Annotated in this window: 18 protein-coding genes; 12 read left to right on the top strand and 6 right to left on the bottom strand. The window is 71.3% G+C overall.

Annotated elements, in window-relative coordinates:
• Positions 1 to 124 precede the first annotated feature (124 nt).
• Entirely contained in the window at positions 125 to 772 is a 648-nt protein-coding gene (locus tag ACTJKO_RS12945; RefSeq protein ID WP_440689326.1) for a LysE family translocator, read from the top strand.
• A gap of 60 nt (positions 773 to 832) precedes the next feature.
• Here the strand turns inward: ACTJKO_RS12945 and ACTJKO_RS12940 are convergent, their stop codons facing one another.
• Entirely contained in the window at positions 833 to 1,438 is a 606-nt protein-coding gene (locus ACTJKO_RS12940) for a TMEM175 family protein (protein WP_440689324.1), read from the bottom strand.
• A gap of 44 nt (positions 1,439 to 1,482) precedes the next feature.
• Between ACTJKO_RS12940 and ACTJKO_RS12935 the strand changes: the two genes are divergently transcribed.
• Complete coding sequence (locus ACTJKO_RS12935) at positions 1,483 to 1,704, top strand: DUF1653 domain-containing protein (protein ID WP_440689322.1); 222 nt, start codon at positions 1,483 to 1,485, stop codon at positions 1,702 to 1,704.
• Positions 1,705 to 1,756: 52 nt separating this feature from the next.
• Here ACTJKO_RS12935 and ACTJKO_RS12930 read toward each other — a convergent pair whose 3' ends face one another.
• A complete protein-coding gene (locus ACTJKO_RS12930; protein ID WP_440689320.1) occupies positions 1,757 to 2,278 on the bottom strand; it encodes an excalibur calcium-binding domain-containing protein in 522 nt (173 codons plus the stop codon).
• A gap of 141 nt (positions 2,279 to 2,419) precedes the next feature.
• Between ACTJKO_RS12930 and ACTJKO_RS12925 the strand changes: the two genes are divergently transcribed.
• On the top strand, positions 2,420 to 5,956 hold the full coding sequence (locus ACTJKO_RS12925; RefSeq protein WP_440689318.1) for a TM0106 family RecB-like putative nuclease: 3,537 nt from the start codon (positions 2,420 to 2,422) through the stop codon (positions 5,954 to 5,956).
• A gap of 18 nt (positions 5,957 to 5,974) precedes the next feature.
• Here the strand turns inward: ACTJKO_RS12925 and ACTJKO_RS12920 are convergent, their stop codons facing one another.
• Positions 5,975 to 6,709, bottom strand: coding sequence for a hypothetical protein (locus ACTJKO_RS12920; protein WP_440689316.1), 735 nt, complete (start codon positions 6,707 to 6,709; stop codon positions 5,975 to 5,977).
• A 293-nt stretch (positions 6,710 to 7,002) separates the two neighbouring features.
• Here ACTJKO_RS12920 and ACTJKO_RS12915 point away from each other — a divergent pair, with 293 nt between their 5' ends.
• The 4 genes from ACTJKO_RS12915 (at position 7,003) to ACTJKO_RS12900 (ending at position 9,545) form a co-directional block, all read left to right on the top strand.
• Positions 7,003 to 7,377 carry a PH domain-containing protein gene (locus tag ACTJKO_RS12915; protein WP_440689314.1) on the top strand — a complete coding sequence of 125 codons (375 nt, stop codon included), beginning with the start codon at positions 7,003 to 7,005 and terminating at the stop codon, positions 7,375 to 7,377.
• 68 nt (positions 7,378 to 7,445) lie between these two features.
• Entirely contained in the window at positions 7,446 to 7,673 is a 228-nt protein-coding gene (locus tag ACTJKO_RS12910) for a hypothetical protein (protein WP_440689312.1), read from the top strand.
• Between the two features lie 99 nt (positions 7,674 to 7,772).
• Complete coding sequence (locus ACTJKO_RS12905) at positions 7,773 to 8,600, top strand: nuclease-related domain-containing protein (protein ID WP_440689310.1); 828 nt, start codon at positions 7,773 to 7,775, stop codon at positions 8,598 to 8,600.
• Positions 8,601 to 8,768: 168 nt separating this feature from the next.
• Entirely contained in the window at positions 8,769 to 9,545 is a 777-nt protein-coding gene (locus ACTJKO_RS12900; protein WP_440689308.1) for a hypothetical protein, read from the top strand.
• A 24-nt stretch (positions 9,546 to 9,569) separates the two neighbouring features.
• Here the strand turns inward: ACTJKO_RS12900 and ACTJKO_RS12895 are convergent, their stop codons facing one another.
• Positions 9,570 to 10,340, bottom strand: a complete 771-nt coding sequence (locus tag ACTJKO_RS12895) for an HNH endonuclease family protein (protein ID WP_440689306.1) — start codon at positions 10,338 to 10,340, stop codon at positions 9,570 to 9,572.
• A gap of 123 nt (positions 10,341 to 10,463) precedes the next feature.
• Here ACTJKO_RS12895 and ACTJKO_RS12890 point away from each other — a divergent pair, with 123 nt between their 5' ends.
• Positions 10,464 to 11,009, top strand: coding sequence for a cysteine hydrolase family protein (locus ACTJKO_RS12890; RefSeq protein ID WP_440689304.1), 546 nt, complete (start codon positions 10,464 to 10,466; stop codon positions 11,007 to 11,009).
• 32 nt (positions 11,010 to 11,041) lie between these two features.
• Entirely contained in the window at positions 11,042 to 11,821 is a 780-nt protein-coding gene (locus ACTJKO_RS12885) for an aldo/keto reductase (protein WP_440689302.1), read from the top strand.
• 80 nt (positions 11,822 to 11,901) lie between these two features.
• Here the strand turns inward: ACTJKO_RS12885 and ACTJKO_RS12880 are convergent, their stop codons facing one another.
• Positions 11,902 to 15,294 (bottom strand): SNF2-related protein, encoded by a 3,393-nt coding sequence (locus ACTJKO_RS12880; protein ID WP_440689300.1) that lies wholly within the window; start codon positions 15,292 to 15,294, stop codon positions 11,902 to 11,904.
• A gap of 46 nt (positions 15,295 to 15,340) precedes the next feature.
• Here ACTJKO_RS12880 and ACTJKO_RS12875 point away from each other — a divergent pair, with 46 nt between their 5' ends.
• Genes ACTJKO_RS12875 through ACTJKO_RS12865 form a run of 3 tightly spaced genes read left to right on the top strand, consistent with a single transcriptional unit; the run spans position 15,341 to position 17,700 of the window.
• Positions 15,341 to 15,646: a hypothetical protein gene (locus ACTJKO_RS12875; RefSeq protein WP_440689298.1), complete on the top strand. Its 306-nt coding sequence runs from the start codon at positions 15,341 to 15,343 to the stop codon at positions 15,644 to 15,646.
• 50 nt (positions 15,647 to 15,696) lie between these two features.
• The gene (locus ACTJKO_RS12870; RefSeq protein ID WP_440689296.1) at positions 15,697 to 16,146 is read left to right on the top strand and encodes a BLUF domain-containing protein; all 450 of its coding nucleotides are present in this window, start codon (positions 15,697 to 15,699) and stop codon (positions 16,144 to 16,146) included.
• 36 nt (positions 16,147 to 16,182) lie between these two features.
• On the top strand, positions 16,183 to 17,700 hold the full coding sequence (locus ACTJKO_RS12865; RefSeq protein ID WP_440689294.1) for a hypothetical protein: 1,518 nt from the start codon (positions 16,183 to 16,185) through the stop codon (positions 17,698 to 17,700).
• A gap of 164 nt (positions 17,701 to 17,864) precedes the next feature.
• On the opposite strand, the gene ACTJKO_RS12860 is transcribed toward ACTJKO_RS12865, so the two are convergent.
• On the bottom strand, positions 17,865 to 19,286 hold the full coding sequence (locus ACTJKO_RS12860; protein WP_440689292.1) for an amino acid permease: 1,422 nt from the start codon (positions 19,284 to 19,286) through the stop codon (positions 17,865 to 17,867).
• Positions 19,287 to 19,397 lie beyond the last annotated feature (111 nt).

Raw genomic sequence — 19,397 nt, 5'->3', positions numbered from 1 at the left:
AGTCCGCAGGGTCCCGCCAGCGAGGGCGCGACCGTGGACATCGAGCATTCCCGCCACGACGTTCTCGACCTCGTCGCTGCGCAGGACACCTGCCCAACTCGGCGGCGACGCCTAAGCTGCTGAGGTGCTGCCCTCGATCACCGTCCTCTGGTCCTTCGCACTCGTGGTGGCTGTGCTCACCGTGACCCCCGGCCTCGACACAGCGCTCGTGCTGCGGAGTGCCGCACTGGGCGGCCGTCGACGAGCGTGGGGCGTCATCGCAGGCATCCAGACCGGCACCATGGCCTGGGGTGTGCTCGCGGCCGCTGGGGTGAGCGCCATCCTGCTCGCCTCCGAGCTCGCGTACGACGTGCTCCGCTTCGTCGGAGCCGCCTACCTCGTGTACATCGGCGGCCGGATGCTCTGGTCGGCGATCCGCGGTGGCTCGTCGCACGACGCCGAGCAGCCGGCGACGGGGACGACGGACTCGTTCCTCGGCGGGTGGCGGCAGGGCACGATGACGAACCTGCTCAACCCCAAGATGGGTGCATTCTACGTCGCGCTGCTGCCGCAGTTCATCCCTGCCGGGGCGCCCCAGATCACGTGGGGCATCGCGCTCGCCGGCGTGCACGTCGTACTCGGCGCGGCTTGGCTGACGCTGCTCACCCTCGTGGCCCAGCGGTTCCGCGCGTGGCTGTCCAAGCGGCGGGTGGCGCGGACGATCGACGGCGTCGCGGGCGTCGCGATCGTCGGGTTCGGCGCACGGATCGCCCTCGAGGGCACGTCACGTTGACGGGCGCTCCTGCTGACCGCGGCCGGCAGGGCTCGCCGCCGGGATCCGCTGGCCGAGCGGTTACGTGCGCGGCTTCGGGAGCAGCATCGTGAGGGGACCCTGCAGGAGGAGCAGCAGAACCCAGTAGAGCCCCACCGACGGGAAGACCAGGGACAGCACGAGCGCGAGCGCGAGCAGTCCGGCGGCGATCGGTCCACGTCGCGAGTCGCCCAGCGGGCTCGACAGCAGTTCGGGCGAGCGGCGGAGCTCGAACTCGATCAAGGACAGCGTCACACTCGTGACGACCATGGTGCCGATATAGAGCGCGTGCGCCACGCGGTCCCCGCCCGAGCTCGTGTTGAGCAGGTTCGCGGCGAAGGGCAGGAACACGATGCTCACGAGCCAGACGAAGTTCAGCTGGACCAACCGCCGGTTGTAGGAGCGGACGTGTTCGAAGGCCTGGTGGTGCAGGGTCCAGAAGCGCGCGATGACCCAGAACGTGACGAAGAACTCGATGAGCGCCGGCCAGTTCTTCCGCAGTAGCTCGCCGGCGCTGTGGTGATCGGACAGCTCGCCGGCGATGTCGACCAGCGGCAGGATCAGGATGGTGATCGCGATCGCGACGGTCGCGTCGGAGAAGTTCACCAGGCGGTCGAGGCCGCGCTCCGTCCGTGCCTGCTCGGTCATGGCCAGAGTCTATGAGCGTGCCTCGGTGGCCGTAGCATCGGCACGTGACTGACGACGTGACGCCCGGCCGGTACCGCCACTTCAAGGGCGGGGAGTACGAGGTCGTGCTCGTCGCGCGGGACGTCGAGACTGAGGAGCCCGTTGTCGTGTACCAGGCGCAGTACGGCGAGCGGGGGCATTGGGTGCGGTCGCAGGCGGACTTCACGGCGTGGGTCTCGCGGGACGGCTACGAGGGGCCGCGGTTCGCGCCGCTGGCGCCCCGCTGATCAGGTCAGTCGACAGTGAGGATGGGCTCGGTACAGGGCGCACGACCCTCGGTCAGTCCTCGCAGCCGATGCCGTCGCCATCACGGTCGAGCTTCCGGGAGTAGCCGGGCTGGCCGACAGTGATCGGCGCGGCACCTGCGGCTCGAACAGCGTCGCAGTTCTCGTAGTACACGGATCCGCCACCGGACGCAGCAGCGGGTTGTGCTGCCGCATTCGCCGCAGCTGCGGCCGCCGCGGCGTCCGCAGCTGTCTTCGCGTCGGCAGCTGCCTTGGCGTCGGCAGCTGCCTTGGCGTCGGCGGCGGCCTTGGCGTCGGCGGCGGCCTTGGCAGCGGCGGCTTTTGCTGCGGCTGCCTCCTGCCGGGCCTTCTCCTCCGCAGCCTTCTTCGCAGCGTCGGCCTTCCGCTCTGCTGCCGCGTGTACTGCGGCTGCCGACGCCGACGCCGACGATGATGATGCGGCCGTCGATCCTGCCGCCTCGGGCGCGGCGGAACTGCATGCACTCAACGTGAGGATGATCGCCAACGCACCAGCGACCGCCCAGGGAGCGCGGTACTGCTTCAAAATGGGGGTCACGGTAGGGCTCCGATGAAAAACTAGTGAAGTTCTCAGTTTCTGTGCGCAGGCGCGCGAAGTCCATGCCCCCTTCGGGGGAGACCGGGGCAGGAACCGATCGACGGGGAATCCGTGTCGGCGGCCGCCCCTAGGCTCACACCCATGCAGATCGGCAGCGACGGGCACGTGCTGCTCAGCCCGAGCGACCTCTCCACCTGGGCCGCGTGCGAGTGGGCGTTCCTCCGCCGCATGGACACCAAGCTCGGCCGGGGCGAACCCCTGCCCGAGACCCACGACGACATGCTCGAGCGCACGGCCCGTCTCGGCGACCAGCACGAGCTGGACTACCTCGCGATCCTCAAGCAGACGCACCGGGTCGTCGAGTTCGACCGGCCCGAACCGGCCGGGTACGCACAAGCGGCGGAACAGGCGCTCGTGGCGATGCGGAACGGGGCCGACGTCCTGTACCAGCCGACCTTCCACGCCCCAGCCGCCGCGGATGCGCCGGGCTTCATCGGCTTCGCGGACTTCATCATCCGCAACGACCGTGGCGAGTACGAGGTGTACGACACGAAACTCGCCCGGCACGCCAAGATCAGCGCCCTGCTGCAGCTTGCGGCGTACGCGGAGCAGATGCAGGCGCACGGCATCCCCACCGGAACCCAGGTGCACCTCGTGCTCGGCGACCGGACCACGACAACGCACGATTTCGCCGACATCGCGCCCGTGTACCGGACGCAGCGCGCCGAGCTGCAGCGTGTCATCGCGGAGCGCCTGGCTGCGGACGAACCGCTCGCGTGGGGTGATCCGCGGTACGGCTCCTGCGGTCGGTGCGACGTCTGCACCACCCAGGTGGAGGAGCACCGCGACCTCGTCCTCGTCGCGGGCATGCGACTCGATCAACGGACGAAGCTGATCCGGCAGGGGCTGCGGACGATCGACGACCTGGCGGATCGCACCGCGGCCGTGCCGGGCTTGTCCCGGTCGACCCAGGATCGGCTGGTGCGTCAGGCGCGCCTCCAGGTCGGCACGGAGCACGCGCGAAACGCGGCCGAGCACGCGGGAAACGCGGCCGAGCACGCGCGACGCGACACGGAGCACCCTCGACCCGACACCGGTCACGTGACCAAGCCGCTCTTCGAGGTCCTCGACCCGCACGCCCTCGACGCGATCCCGACACCGGACCCGGGCGACGTGTTCTTCGACTTCGAGGGCGACCCGCTGCACACCGAGGACGGCGTGCACTGGGGCCTCGACTACCTGTTCGGCCTCGTCGACGACCGGGCCGACTTCACCGCGTTCTGGGCCCACACGGTGCGCGATGAGCGGCAGGCGCTCGTCGACTTCCTCGAGTTCGTCCGCCAGCGCCGCGAGCAGTTCCCCGGCATGCACATCTACCACTACGCCGCGTACGAACGGACGCACCTGCTGTCCCTGGCGGCACGGCACGGCGTCGGTGAGGACGCGGTCGACGACCTGCTGCGCGCGGGCGTCCTCGTGGACCTGTACCCGATCGTCCGCAAGGCGCTCGTGGTCGGCAGCCACAGCTACTCGATCAAGAAGCTCGAGCCGCTGTACATGGGGGAGGACCTCCGGCTCAGCGACGTCACGAACGCCGCGGACAGCATCACCGCGTACGTCGACGCCATCGAGGAACTCCGGAACGGCGACCCCGCCGCGGGCCAGCACATGCTCGACGAGGTCGCCGACTACAACGCGTACGACTGCCGGTCCACGCTGCGGCTCCGGGACTGGCTGCTGTCGTTGCGGACCGACGCCGCGCCGGGCGACGCCGAGGTCGCGCTCGACGTGCCGGAGATCCCCGTCGAGCGCGAACCGAACCCGGTGTACGTGGCGCTCGCCGCCCAGCTCGACGACGTCGACGCGCTCGACCGGACGCCCGACCAGACGGCGCTGGCGCTCGCGGCCGCGGCGATCGACTACCACCGGCGTGAGGCGAAGACGTTCTGGCAGGACCACTTCGACCGGCTCCGGAACCCGGTGGACGACTGGGCGGACACGCGGGACGTCCTCATCGTGGAACGCGCATCGGTCGAGCGGGACTGGGGCACGCCGCCTGGCAAGCGCACGCAGTCGCGGGAGATCCGGTTGTCGGGGACGCTCGCGCCGGGTTCGCGGCTCCGGCCTGGAGGCGCGCCCCACCTCGTCTACGACGACCCGCTCCCGCCGTCGGTCACCTCGCCGGGCCCGGGCTCGAAGGGTGCGTCGGACCGCGCGCTCGTCCTCGACGTGCGTGACGACGGCGACGCGACGGAGGTCCTGCTGCTCGAACGGCTGCCGACCGGTGGCGAGCCGCACGACGACTTTCCGGTCGCCCTGGCCCCCTCGGCGCCGCCGCGCGCGAAACCTCAGCCCGAGGCGATCGCCTGGTGGGGGCAGTCGGTGCTCGACGAGCTGCCGTCGATGCTGCCCGATCCCGCCCTCGACCTGCTGCGACGGGTACCGCCGCGCGGTCCGATCGTTCCCGTGCAGGGCGACGACACGGTGTCTGCGGTGGTCGCGACGCTGCTCGGCCTCGACCGGTCGTACCTGGCGATCCAGGGTCCTCCCGGCACGGGCAAGACGTACGTCGGGTCGAACGTCGTGGCGCGGCTCGTCCGCGAGCACGGCTGGCGCGTCGGCGTCGTCGGGCAGTCCCACGCGACGAGTGAGAACTTCCTCGACGCCGTGATCGCCGCCGGGGTCCCCGCCGACCGGGTCGTCAAGGTACCGAAGAGCGGCGCCGACCCGGAGGAGGTCGAGGCCGCGGCGTGGACCCCCGCGAGGAACGGCGCCGCGATCGCCGCGTTCCTGTCGTCGTGCGAGGCCTCCGGTACCGGAGGGGTCGTGGGCGGGACGGCGTGGACGTTCGCAAACGAATCGACGATCGAGCGCCGCTCCCTCGACCTGCTCGTGGTCGACGAAGCCGGCCAGTTCTCGCTCGCGCCGACGATCGCCTCATCGGTCGCGGCGACCCGGCTGCTGCTCCTCGGCGACCCGCAGCAGTTGCCGCAGGTGTCGCAGGGGTCGCACCCGGAGCCGGTCGACGAGTCCGCGCTCGGGTGGCTCGCCGACGGCCAGCACGTGCTCCCGGACGCGTTCGGGTACTTCCTCGCCCGGACCCGTCGGATGGAACCCGCGCTCACGGCCTCGGTGTCGGCCCTGTCGTACGACGGGCAACTGACGTCGATGGCATCCGGCCGGCACCTCGACGACGTCGACCCCGGCGTGCACCCCGTCCCGGTCGTGCACGCGGGGAACACGACGTCGTCGCCGGAGGAAGCGGAGCGCGTCGTCGCCATCGCCCAGGACCTCGTCGGGCGCCGGTGGGTCGACGGCGATGTCACGCGGACGCTCACGGACGAGGACGTCATCGTCGTTGCGCCCTACAACGCGCAGGGGGCGGTGATCCGTGTGGCGCTCGACCGTGCCGGGCTCCGCGGGACCCAGGTCGGCACCGTCGACCTGTTCCAGGGGCGCGAGGCGGTCGTGTCGATCGTGTCCCTCGCGGCGTCGAGCGCTGCTGACATCCCGCGCGGGCTCGACTTCCTGCTCATGCCGAACCGGTTGAACGTGGCGCTGTCCCGGGCGAAGTGGGCGGCGTACCTCGTGCACTCACCCGCGCTCACCACGGGGCTGCCGCCCTCGATCGCAGGGCTGTCGCTGCTGTCGCGGTTCATCGAGCTCGTCGAACCCTGATCACGGAGTCGGGTGCCGTCATCCCACTTGAACGGTGCCGACCGTCGAGCTGTACGTCGCGACCGCGCCGAACCGTGCCCCGACGAGCGTGACAGCCCAGGACGAACCGTCCGGCGAGACCGAGTAGACGATCCGCGTGCCGTCCGGCACGGCGGCCAGGGATGATCCGCCAGCGGTCATGATCCGCTCTGGTGCAGAACCTCCCACCATGAGAGTCGACGGGAACGGTCCGCTCCCGAACGCCTGGTTCATGACGAACGCCAGCGATCCGGCACTCTGAGCCAGGGCGGACCGCTCCGCTTGAACAGTCGGGGGCGCAGAAGGCGCCGCGGGGACAGCCGCCTGACCTGCGCTCGCTCCTTGCGCAGCTGGCGCTTGACCGCCCGCCGAGCCCTGCGCCGCGGGGGCGGCGGCGGGTGTCGATGCAGACCGGGAAGGACTGGGCACAGTGGCACGGGGCGGTACGACCGATGCTGCGAGGTACGAATCGCCACCCACGGTCGGGAAAGACAGGGCCGGAAGCCGCACTCCGACGCCGACGAGCATCGCAGCGATGACGGCGTACGCCATGAGCGCGGTCCCCGCCGTGCCGAGGATGGCGCCACCCCGACCGAATGCGCGAACAGTCGCCGAACCCCAGCGTGACACCTTGACGGCCTTCACCCCGAGGACGATTGCCGTGATGCCGATCGTGGACACGATGAAGCCGGACTGGATACCGGCTCGTTGCGGCTCGAAGACCGCGATCACCATGCTGCCCGCACCGAGCAGCATCGCGAGGGCGGCCCACGCCCAGGGCCGGGTCGGGCGCCGCACGGTCCCGGTGTTCAGGAACGGCGAGGCCCCTCGTCGTCCCGGTCGCGGGCGAGTCGGGTACTCGGGAGGGGACCAGTCTCGTGGCCCTGAACCGCCCAACGGCATCGTCGTCCCCCTGATCGTCGACTGACAGCACTCCAGTGTTGTCGTGCGCGAAGAATCGAGGGATCCCCAGAACTGGGAGGGTGTCGTCGCTTCGAGAGCACGAGCGTCGACGGTACGGTCCTGTCGTGATCGACTTCACCAACGGCTCCTTGTTCAAACTCGCGCAGTGTGATCCGGCCGAGATCGTGCCGCAGATTGCCGGCCTGCTCCTCGACGGCGAGCAGGTTCTCGTGGCGGCGAAGACCATCCGGGACTTCGTCGTCTTCACTGACAAGCGCATCATCGCCGTCAACGTCCAGGGCATCACCGGGAAGAAGCGTGACTTCAGCTCGCTGCCGTACGGGAAGATCCAGGCCTTCTCCGTCGAGACGGCCGGCACGTTCGACCTCGACGCGGAGCTCGAACTCTGGTTCAGCGGGCTCGGCAAGGTACGTTTCGAGTTCAAGGGCAGGTTCGACATCACCTACTTGGGCAAGCTCATCGCCCACCACGTCCTGTGAGCTACTCACCTCGTCCGCGGTACCCGCACGAGGCGCCGTACGTGCAGCAGCCCGGGAACGGGTTGGCTGTGGCAGCGCTCGTGCTCGGGATCTTCGGTTTCCTGGTGACCGGCGTGCCGTTCTTCATCGGCTTGCTGCTCGGCGGGATCCCGGACGTGCTGGCGATCATCTTCGGCATCTGCGGCATCATCCGGGCGAATCGAGTGCGGCGCGGGGCGGCAATGGCGGTGACGGGGCTTGTCCTGGGTGCTCTCGCCTTCATCAGCATCTTCTTCGGCGCGGGGACCTTCTGGTGATGCGTCGGACGCGGTGAACCATCAGGAGCGCCGGTCCGCGGAGCGCCCGCCCCTGAACGAGGGCTGGTCCGGTCCCCGCGGTCCTGGAACGGTGGGGGCATGGGGGAAGCACGAGGTGGCGCTCCGCTGACGCTCCGGGCACGCAAGCCCGGGTACGCGGTCATGCAGGAGTGCCTCGCGATCCAGGCCGGCGCTCCGGCACGCTCACGGTGGCAGCGGTTCTGGGGCCACGATCCGCTGCACGACGACGCCCGCTCGTGGTTCAAGGGAGCGATCGGGGAGCGCGACGTCGCCCGTGCACTCGACGCGCTCGGTCCCGGGTTCACGGTGCTGCACGCCGTGCCGGTCGGGAAGCGGTCGACCGACATCGACCACGTCGTGATCGGTCCGACAGGGGTGTTCTCGATCAACACGAAGAACCACTCCGGGCAGGACGTCTGGGTCGGCGGTCGCACGTTCCTGGTGAACGGGCAGCGGACCCCGCATGCCCACCGGGCGCTCACCGAGGGCGAGCGGGCCACCGCCCTGCTGTCCGCAGCGGCCGGTGGGCCCATCGTCGTGCAGCCGGTCATCGTGGTCGCGGCAGCGCGGGTCCGCTTCGGCGAGAAGCAGCCGGCCGTCGTCACGTTGACGCCAGAGCAGGTCGGTCCGTGGATCACCGGGCTGCCCCGGGCGCACTCGGACCAGGCGGTGCGGTACCTCTCCATGCTCGCTGAGGAGCGCGGGACGTGGCACGTGGATGCGGTGGTCCTCAACGACACGCTGCGTCACGTGCAGCGGTTCGAACGACTCGAACGGGAGATCGCCGAGGCGCAGCACCGCCGCCGGCTGCTCCGGACGGGCCGCCGTCTCGCGGTGCTGGCGGTACCGGCCGGAGCGTTGCTCGGCTACTGGTGGGCCACGGCGCTCACCGCACTCGGAGCCTGAACCGCGCGATCTGGAGGAGCGCGAATGCCTGCGGCGCGGTGCGTTGCTCAGCCGTCCCAGCAGCTTGCCACGCCTGCCGGAGCTGCGCCGCGCCTCCAGGCTGCACCCGGGCACTGGCCAGTCGGCGGGCAGATCCCCGGAGCGTCGAGGTGGATAGAGTGCTGTCCCGTGGGGATGCTCGGGATCGTGTCGGACGGGACCCGGCGGCACGCGGTCCTGCTCGTCATCGGTGCGGTGATCGCACTCGCGGCCGTGGGGGAGATCGCGTACCTGACACTCGCACCAGCACCGGACTGGGGCGACGGCATCACCGGTGTGGTGTCGGCGATGGCGGCCGCGGGCCTGGTGACCGGACTCCGGTACAACCCGTTGAACGACGTGGTGACACGCAACCGCCGCGCTGCCGGAGCGCGGACCACGCGGCAGCTGCGACGGTCGTTCCTCGACCTCCTGCTGCTCGAGCTCATCGTGGTCGTCCTCGCGTTCCCGTTCGGTGTCGTCCTGGTGGTGCGCGACGGCGATCAGAGCGGGTGGTTCCTCTCCCTGGTGTTCGGGCTCCTCTCCGCGTGCGCCCTGCTGCTCGCCTGGCTCGTCGACATGCTCGTGGTGCTGCCCGTCGTGTCCCTCGTGGGCGCGCTGATCGGTGCGCGGGGGAGCAGCCGGGTCGCGGCGGCGGGCGGCGCGATGTTCCTCGCGATCGTGGCGTTCTCGATCGCGGTGGTCGTCGCGGTCCCGAGTGAGGACACCGGGTACGTCGGACGGACCGGCCGGTTGCTGCGGGCGGTGGGCGTGCTGGTCGGGCTACCGCTGGCGGCGACGCCGAACCCGGCGCTCCTGTGGTGCGCACGGCTCGCGCTGGTGGCGCTCGTCGCGTCGATCATCTGGTTCGCGCGTGAGGGGCGAGCCGCCCGACGGGAACGGCCCGTGTCCGGGCAGCGTCGCTGATCGTGGGGACCCGGCGGCGTCCGCTCAGCAGTGCTCGAGGATGCCGGCCATCGCGTCCCGTTCAGCGGGCGTGACCCACAGGTGGTACTTCGTCTTCACGGTGACCTGGTGCTCGATGTACGTGCAGCGGAACGACCGGTCCGCCGGCAGCCACGTCGCGGCGTCGCCGGAGCCCTTCTGCGAGTTGGACCGACCGTCGACGGCGAACAGGTTCTCCGGGTCGTTCGCCAGCGCCTCGCGGTCGGCCTGTGAGAGCCGCTGCGCTCCGGTCCGCCACGCGTTCTCGAGCGCGACCACGTGGTCGATCTGCACGAGCGTCGACGTCGTGTCCCCGCGCACGAAGTGGATCGTCGCCCCGGTGTACGGCGACACGAGCGCGCCGGTCAGCACGGTGCACGGCCCCCGGCGGGTGACCGCAGTGAGGTCCCGCGCGAGCACGTCGTTCCGGGTGTCGCACCCGTTCTGGTCGACGTCCAGCCAGGCGGTACCGAAGTCCCCGACGCGGTCGTACCCGGTCGCCGGGGCCTTGCCCTTGACGGGCAGGCGGGCGAGCAGGGCGCGTGCGGTCGCCGCGTCCTGGGCGTCGGTGGCCGGACGGGAGGCGCGGGTCGTCCCCGGCGCGCCGGGTTTCGTGGTGATGGTGGGTGCGTCCGTCGCCGCGGTGGGAGCGGGGGCGGCGTCGGCATCCGGCGCGAGCACCCCGGCGCTGTGCAGCGCGTACCCGCCGACGGCGAGTGCGAGGACGACGAGGACGGAGGTGAGGGTGGTGCGGGTGCGGCGTCGACGGGACGTCATGCGTGGGTGGTGCTCCTGGTGGTGCGGTGGTGCGTGCCGGACGGCCCCACGATCATGCCCGACACCGGCGACATCGCCCGTGACGTGAGCGGAGCGTCGGGGAGCACGGGTACCGTCGTGCGGGTGAGCAGCGCACTCCTCGTCATGGACTACCAGAACAGCATCGTCGAGCGACTCGGGAGCGAGGAGGGTCTGGCCGCGGCGACGGCAGCGGTGTCGGCCGCCCGCGAGCACGGTATCCCGGTGCTGTTCGTCCGGGTCGCGTTCCGCCCCGGCGCGCCCGAGGCCGCGCGGTCGAACCGGACGTTCGGCGGCATGCGCGAGCGCGTGGCCTCCCAAGCACCGGAGGCGACGGACATCCACCCGGCGTTCGGGCTGCGCGACGACGACATCGTCGTCACGAAGCGCCGTGTGAGTGCGTTCGCGGGCTCCGACCTCGAGGTGCTGCTCCGCGGCCTGGAGGTCCGGGAGCTGGTCCTCGCCGGCATCGCCACGAGCGGCGTCGTGCTGTCGACGCTGCGCCAGGCGGCTGACCTCGACTTCGGCCTCACCGTCCTCTCCGACGCGTGCGTCGACGGCGACGCCGAGGTGCACCGCGTCCTCACCGAGAAGGTGTTCCCGCGCCAGGCCGACGTGGTCACGGCAGCGGCGTGGGCGTCGTCCCTCTGAGGCTCCGCCGGACCACGGGGTAGACACGGACCATGACCGATCATGCGAACCCGTCCGTGTCCGTCACCGGTGGGTCGATGCCGCTCCTCGGCTTCGGCACCTGGCAGATCCCCGACGCCGAGGCGCCCGCTGCGGTGGGTGCAGCGCTGGAGGTCGGCTACCGCCACATCGACACCGCCACCGGCTACCGCAACCAGCGCGGCGTCGGGAAGGCGATCGCCGACTCCGGCCTCGCCCGCGACGACGTCTTCGTGACGACCAAGCTGCCGCCGGAGAACGCCGACCGCGTCCGGGAGACCATCGAGGAGAGCCTCGACCAGCTCGGGCTCGACCACCTCGACCTCTGGCTCGTGCACTGGCCGCCGAACGGCGAGGCCCGTCCGGACGTGTGGGAGCAGGTCGTGCAGGCGCAGGCCGACGGACTCACCCGTGCCGTGGGCGTGAGCAACTACTCCCTGGCGCAGATCGACGAGCTGGTGCAGGCGACCGGGACGACCCCGGCCGTGAACCAGATCAAGTGGAGCCCCGTCGAGTACGACCGGAGCGTCGCGGACGGGTTGCGCGACCGCGGCGTCGTCCTCGAGGGCTACAGCCCGTTCAAGGCGAGCAACCTGCAGGACCCGACGCTGCTCGACATCGCGAAGGCGCACGACGCCGACAGCGCGCAGGTCATCGTCGCGTGGCACGTCGCGCACGGGTTCGTGGTGATCCCGAAGTCGTCGAACCCGGAGCGGATCCGCTCGAACGCTGCCGGTGCCGCCATCGAGCTGTCACCGGACGAGGTCTCGGCGATCGACGCGCTCGGGCGCTGAGCACGGCGGACGGGAGGCGCGGTGCGGGCTCGCACCGCGCCTCACGTCCGTGCTGCGGTCGTGTCGCGGACGCCCGCGGCTCACTCCAGCAGTGACCGGATGTCGTCGGCCGTCAGGTCGTCGGCGAAGAGCGCGTCGTCGTCGATCATCGTCGAGAACAGCTCCGACTTCTTCGACGCCAGCGCGAGGACCTTCTCCTCGATGGTGTCCTCCGCGATGAACCGCTGCACGTTCACCGACCGGGTCTGACCGATGCGGTGCGTCCGGTCGACCGCCTGGTTCTCGGCGGCCGGGTTCCACCACGGGTCGAGCACGAACACGGTGTCGGCTTCGGTCAGGGTGAGCCCGAACCCGCCGGCCTTGAGCGAGATGAGGAACGCCGGGGCGGTCCCGTTCCGGAAGCGGTCGATGACCTCCGGGCGACGCCGAGTCGAGCCGTCCAGGTACTCGTACCCGATGCCGCGGTCGTCGAGCGCCGTGGCGACCATGCGGAGGAACGACGTGAACTGGCTGAACACCAGGGCACGGCGGCCCTCCGCGGCGAGTTGCTCGAGTTCGTCGAGCAACAGTTCGAGCTTGGCGGAGGGCGCCGGATCCGGAGCCGAACCGTCGACGAGTGCCGGCGACAGTGCCAACATCCGCAGCAGCGTCAGCGACCGGAACACGATCATCCGGTTGCGGGGGAGATCGTCGATGAGGTCGAGGACCTTGAGACGCTCCCGGTTCAACGTCGTCTCGTAGAGCGCGCGGTGCGCCGGGTCGAGCGTCACCCGGACGACCTGCTCCTGCTTCGGCGGGAGGTCGGCGGCGACGCTCTCCTTCGTCCGCCGGAGCATGAGCGGCCGGATCCGACGCCGCAGCCGTTCGGTGAGGTCCTTGCGGGCCTGGCCGCGGAGGTCGGGCGACGCGAGGGGCTTCACGTAGTCGTCGCCGAACCGCGACCACGAGGACAGCAGCCCCGGCGCGACGATGTGGAACAGCGCCCAGAGGTCGGTGAGCCCGTTCTCGAGCGGCGTGCCGGTCACTGCGAACTTCACCGGGGCGCGGAGGTCGACCGCGACCCGGTGCGTCTGCGACTGCGGGTTCTTCACGAACTGTGCCTCGTCGAGCACCAGGGCTGCCCAGGACAGGTCCGTGTAGGCGGGCGCGTCGAGCCGCAGCAGCGCGTAGCTCGTCACGACGACGTCGGAGGACGCCGCGGCCCGCGCCACCAGCGACGGGTCCTTCAGCGTCGTCGAACCGATCGTCGTCACGCGGAGCGAGGGCGTGAACCGTGCCGCCTCCGCCGCCCAGTTGCCGACGACCGACGTCGGCGCGACGACGAGGAACGGCGCGCCGTCCGGTGCACCCTGCCGGGCGGCCGCGATCGTCGCGAGCACCTGCAGGGTCTTGCCGAGCCCCATGTCGTCGGCGAGCACCCCACCGACGCCGTGCGCGAGCAGGAACGACAGCCACGCGTACCCGGCGTGCTGGTACGGCCGGAGCTCGGCGTGCAGCGACGCCGGGACCTCGACCGGACCCGGCGGTGTGGCGTCGAGCAGCCCGTTGGCGATCGCCTGCCACCGCTCGTCGTGCGCGGTCTCGTCGGCGAGCTGGTCGAACTCGGACCAGATGCCCGCCTGCAACGGCGTCACCGTCATCGGCTGGTCGGGTTCCCACTCGTCGAGGTCGCGGGCCTCGTCGATGAGCTCCTTCAACCGGTCGAACGCCGGGTCGGCGAGGGACAGGTACGAGTTGTCGACGAGCTTCATCCGGCGGTCCCGTTTCGCGAGCGCCCGCAGCAGTGGCGTGAACGGCACCTGCTTCCCGTTCACGGTCACGAAGATCCCGAGGTCGAACCAGTCGTGCTTGTCCGACGGCATCGTCGTCACGCGGATGTGTGGTCGGCCGGTCAGCCGCTCGTAGTCGATCCGCTCGCCCTGCACCACGGTGCGGACGCCGAGGGCGGGCAGCTCCGGCAGCAGCTCGTTCGCGAACACGGCGACGTCGGCGCCCTCGACGGTGCCGTCCGCGAACCACGCGAGACCGCCGCCGGGTCCGGTGCCCGGGTCCGGTGCGGCACGGCCTGGAGGCGCGGGTCGGTTCGCCCCGTCGTCCGTCGGCCCGTCGGCGGTCGCCTCCGTCGAGGCGGGCGTGGTCGGAGCTGCCGGGGCATCGTCGGCCGCGCGGAGGCCGGACAGGTCGGGGAGCGGCCCGTGCAGTGCGACCGGGTCCTTCCGCCCGTCGACGTGCCACCGCCACTGCAGGTGCACGCGGTCGTCCGTCCGCGGTGCCCGGGCCGGCTCGAACGTCGCCGTGAGCACGAGTTCCGGTGGCGTCCGTTCGGGAAGCTCGATCGACCCGTCCGAACTGACCAGCCCGAGTGCGCCTCGGAGCCTGGGGGACCAGTCCGCCAGGAACTCCTCGACCTCGGAGCCCGGCACCGTGATCCGGGAACCCTCCACGAGCATCCGACGCTGGTCGTCCGGGACCGCCGTGGGCGTCGGGGCGAACGCGACGTGGAACTCGGGGCTCTCGCGGAAGACGTAGACGCCGTGGTCCCCGATCATCCGCGCGGCGCCCTCCGCCGCCGGCCGACCGTCGAGCACCGCACTCGCGCCGATCACCAGCGCGTCGTCGTGTCGGGCGACGTCGAGGAGCACCCGCGCCTCGGACCCGAGCACGGCCCCGCCCTCGCGCTTCCCCGTGACGAACGCGATCCCGAGCGCTGGCGCCTGGGCGAGCAACGGCCAGAGCAGTGGGCTGCCGAAGTCGTCGAGGTGGATCCAGTCGGCCTCGCCCGGGAGCCCGGCGAGCTGCCCCGCCCGGTGGAGCGCGGCGAACTGGACGAACCACCCGTGCTGCTCGGGGGAGAGGTCGAGCCGGTTCATCGAGTACGGGAGCGTGCCCCACGTCAACTGCCCCCGCACCCAGTTGCCGGCGTCGCTCCGGGTGACCGGGCGGACGCCCAGCCGCACGGACCGCGACGCCGCCGGGAGCGCTCGCCCCGCAGCGCGAGCGCGAGCGGCGAGCCGCGCCGACACCGCGTCACGCAACTCGAACTGCAGACCCATCGGCGTGCCCTGCGGGGCGACCAGCTGCTCGTCGTCACCAGCGAGACGGGCGAGGTCGTGCCTCCAGTCCGACGGCGGGGGAGCCGGGGGTTCAGCGCGCGGGCCCGCGGCGGCGGCCAACGCCCGTGCGTTGACGGTGAGGAGCGCCGCGGCGACGTGCTTGCAGTCGCCGCCGAGCGGGCAGGTGCAGGTGCTCCGGACCGGACGGACGAACTCGCCGCGGGCCGGGGTCGTCTCGACGCGCAGCTCGTACGGATCGTCCGCCGAGCCCGAGACGACCCCCGTGACCGTGCCGTCGTCGTCGTGCCAGACGACGTCGTCGACCAGGCCGGCGCGCACCACGTCGCGTGCACGACCGAAGGCCTGCGGTCCGACGAAACGGATGACGTCGACGGCGTCGATCATCGGGGCGGCTGGCACGGGTCAATCGTGCCAGCCCCGTCCGACACCGCGGGATACTGGGACCGTGACGACACTGCGAGGAGAACTCCGATCGACCGCGACGCAGGAGGCCGAGGGCAGCGGCGACAACATCGAGGAAGCCCGTGCTGCCGCCATCGCCGCGCTCGACCTCGACGGCTTCGAACTGCAGCAGGTGAACGCCGTCACGAGCAAGGCCACCGGTGAGACCACCGTCCGCGCGGTCGCCCGGGCACGCGACCTCAAGCCGCACGAGGCGACGGGCCGGACCTACGACGAAGCGCTGCAGGCGTTCCGCTCCTCGATCCCCGAGGGGTGGCAGGCCCAGAACATGCGCGAGGTCCGCGAGTAGTCCCGTTCTGGGGGCGTCGGACGCCCGCCGGAGCGTGCAGGATCGAGGGCATGCTGCAGTCGCTCGTCTACATGAGCTCCGCCACCGCGCCCTTCGACGAGGAGGCGCTCGCCGCCGTCCTCGACGAGGCCCGCGCGCGCAACACCGAGGCCGGCCTGACCGGGCTCCTCGTGCACCGCAACGGGCGCTTCATGCAGCTGCTCGAGGGGCCGTACGACGCGGTGCTGTCGACGTACGAGCGGATCCTCGCGGACGATCGGCACGGGTCGGTCCAGTTGCTCGCGGAGGAGTCCATCCACACGCGGCGCTTCCCGGAGTGGTCCATGGCGTACGACCGTGCGGCGGACGGCTCCGACGTGCCGGCGGGGTTCAGCGACTTCCTGTCCGACGGGGACCGCAGCGCCGACGCCAGTCGGTCGAGGGAGCTGCTCCGGTGGTTCCGGAACCACCCGCTGGCGGACCCGACGGCGGCGAACGGCAAGCACCGGCGCGAGGCGTAGGCGCCGGGGGCACCGGGTGTGGGAGGATCCTGACCCGTGCGCCGTCTCCGTCTCGACCCCGTCATCGTCGGGGTGATCGCCGCGGCCCTGTTCGCGTTCCTCGCGTCCCTGGCCCTCGGCGGGGCGAAGGCGCCGCTCGGCGGTGACGAGGCCGCCCACTTCGACTACGTCATCGACGTGTGGCACGGGCACCTGCCGGTGTTCGAGGACGGCCTCACGATCCGGCCGCCGTTCGGCTCCCTCCCGCCGGTGCAGTGGGTCGCCCAGCACCCGCCCGGGTTCTACGTGCTGCTCGCACCGGTCGTCGGGCCGCTCTGGGACGCCGGACACCTGCTCGCCGCGGTGTTCGCCGCGCGGCTGCTCAACGCCGTGTTCGCGGGGCTCGCGGTGGTCGCCGTGGCCTGGGCTGCCCGGAGGATCGTCCCCGCGCGTCCGGCCGTCGCGGTGACCTCGGCTGCGGTCATGGCCCTCACGCCGATGCTCGTGCTCGTCGGGAGCGCGGTCTACAACGACCTGGTGAACGTCGTGTTCTCGGCGCTCGCGCTGGGGATCGCCGCGACCGCGATCCTCCGCGGGCTGTCCACGCGCCTCGTGATCGGGGCGGTGCTCGTCCTGTCCGGCGGGATGCTCAGCCGCCTCACGTTCGTGGTGTTCGTCGCGGCCGTGGTGGTCGCGTTCCTCTGCGCGCGCGGGTTCGCCGGTGGCCTCGGCGGCGGCTTCGCTGGTGGGCGTGGCTGGAACGGTTGGCCCGGCCGGGTCGGAGCGGTGCTCCTCGCCGTCGCCGCCCCCGCCGCCGCGTCGGGGTGGTTCTACCTGCGCAACCGCGAGCTGTCCGGCAACTTCGCGGGGAGTCACCCGGAGTGGTCCGCGAAGGTCCTGCACCGTGCGCCCGCCGGGTTCACGGACACGGTGCTCAGCCGTGACTTCTACCAGGGACTGTTCGGCGTCTTCCGCGGCGACGAGGCCTACCTCGGGTGGACGTGGCTGCTGCTCTTCGTGCCGCTCGCCCTCGGGCTCGTGGCACTGCTGATCGCCGCGGTCCGCGGCGCCCGGCATCGCCCCCGGGCTGGGGCTCGGGCTGAGGATCGGGCTGGGGCCGGGGCTGGGGCTCGGGCTCGTCGCGGCCCGGACGCACGGGTGGACACTGACGTGACGGTGGTGCAACGGACGCTCGTCGTCCTGATGCTCCTGGCCGTGTTCGTCCTGCTCGTCGTGGTCCAGGTGTTCTTCGTCATGCAGGGTGGGCGCCCGCAGACGCGGTACGGGTTGCCGATCATGACCGTCCTCGCCGTCGTGATGGCCCTCGGTCTGGTGAGCTGGGGCCGGGTGGTGTCACTCGTGCTCACGACGCTCTGGGCTGCGGGAGCGGTCACCGTGTGGCTGCGGCTGCTCGACCTCTCCGGTCCGTCGCAGCTCACGCCCTGGTCCCTGACCGTCGCTCGGGTGTCGGCGGTGCTCGCGGTGGTGGTGCTGGTGGCGGCCGTCGCCGGGGCGTGGGTCGTCGTGCTGCGGAGGCGGCGGTTGCGTGGGAGGCGTCGGCTGCGCTCGGTCTGATCAGGAGCCCATCGGTGCGCTGCTGGGAGTCGGGGCTGCCTGCAGCAACACGGTGTCCTCCACGAGGTGGGATCGCGAGGAACCACATGCGACACCACCGACCCGTCTGGGGCGGACACGAGCGACGGCCACCGCTCTGATGATCTCTCCGGCCGATCCGCGGACTACCGCGTCGCAGCAGGCTCGGACCCCGCCAGCTGGCTGTGCTTCCGGGAGTAGCCGAAGTACACGCCCAGCCCGATCGCGAACCAGACCGCGAACCGGACCCACGTCTCCCACTGCAGGAACGTCACGAGCCACAGCGACGCGATGACGCCGATGATCGGGATCACCGGCATGAACGGGAGCCGGAACTGACGGTCGAGTTCGGGTTGGCGGTACCGCAGCACGACCACGGCGCTGCAGACGACCACGAACGCCAGCAGGATGCCGATGTTGGTCAGTTCGGCGACCACCCCGATCGGCAGCACGCCCGCGAGGACGGCCGAGGCGATGCCGAGGATCCAGGTGACGCGGGTCGGCACGTGGCGCTTCGGGTCGGTCTTCGCGAACCACTTCGGCATGAGGCCGTCGCGGCTCATCGAGAACCAGACACGGCTCGCGCCGAGCATGAACGTCACGAGCACCGTCACGATGCCGACGATCGCGCCGATCGCGATGACGTTCGCGACCCCACCGAGTCCGACGGACGCGAAGGCCGACGAGAAGCCCGAGGCCGGGTCGATGTCGGTGTACCGCTGCATGCCCGTGAGGACCAGCGTCGCCAAGACGTACAGGATCATCGAGATGCCGAGGGACAGCAGGATCGCCTTCGGCATGTGCTTGCGGGCGTCGGTGGACTCCTCGGCCGCCGTTGACATGGCGTCGTACCCGAACACCGCGAAGAACACCGTCGCGGCCCCCGTCATCACGCCGCCGAACCCGAACGGGAAGTACGGCGCGTAGTTCGCGCTGTTGATGTGGAACACGCCGAGCACGACGATGAGGACGACGAGGCCGACCTTGATGCCGACCGCGACGAACTCGAACCGCGCAGCGCTCCGGATGCCCCGGGTGAGCACGAACGCGGTGAGCAGGCAGAGGATGATCGCGAACACGTCGATCACGTGCCCGTCGCCGGTGCCGGGCGCGCCGAGCATCCAGGCCGGCAGGTGGACGCCGAACTGGCCGACGAGGAACCCGACGTACCCGGAGATGCCGATCGCGACCACAGCGACGATCGCGGTGTACTCGAGGAGCAGGTCCCACCCGATGAACCACCCGACGATCTCGCCGAGGACCGCGTAGCCGTAGGTGTACGCGCTGCCCGCCTTGGGGATGAGGCCGGCGAACTCGGCGTACGACAGGGCGGCTGCGGCGCTGGCGACACCGGCGACGAGGAAGCTGATGAGGACCGCGGGGCCGGCGACGCTGTGCGCGACCGTGCCGGCGAGCGTGAAGATCCCCGCGCCGATGATCCCGCCGATGCCGATCGCGGTGAGCTGCCAGAGGCCGAGGTGCCGTTTCAGGCCACCCTCGCCCCCGGTCTCGTCATCGATCGTGTCGATCGGCTTGCGTCGGAACAGGGTGCGTGTCGTCGTCGTCACGCGCCCCACTCTGCACCTTGTGCGGCGGCTGTGGTGCCGGGCGGGTGGGGCGGCGGCGGGGCCGGGGCGGCCGTTGTTCCGGGCCGAGTCTCGCGCTCAGCGACAGTTCAC

It is taken from the genome of Curtobacterium sp. 22159 (assembly GCF_052045775.1).
GTDB lineage: Bacteria > Actinomycetota > Actinomycetes > Actinomycetales > Microbacteriaceae > Curtobacterium.
Note: the sequence above shows the minus strand (reverse complement) of the source record. Positions and strands in the feature narration are given on the sequence as shown.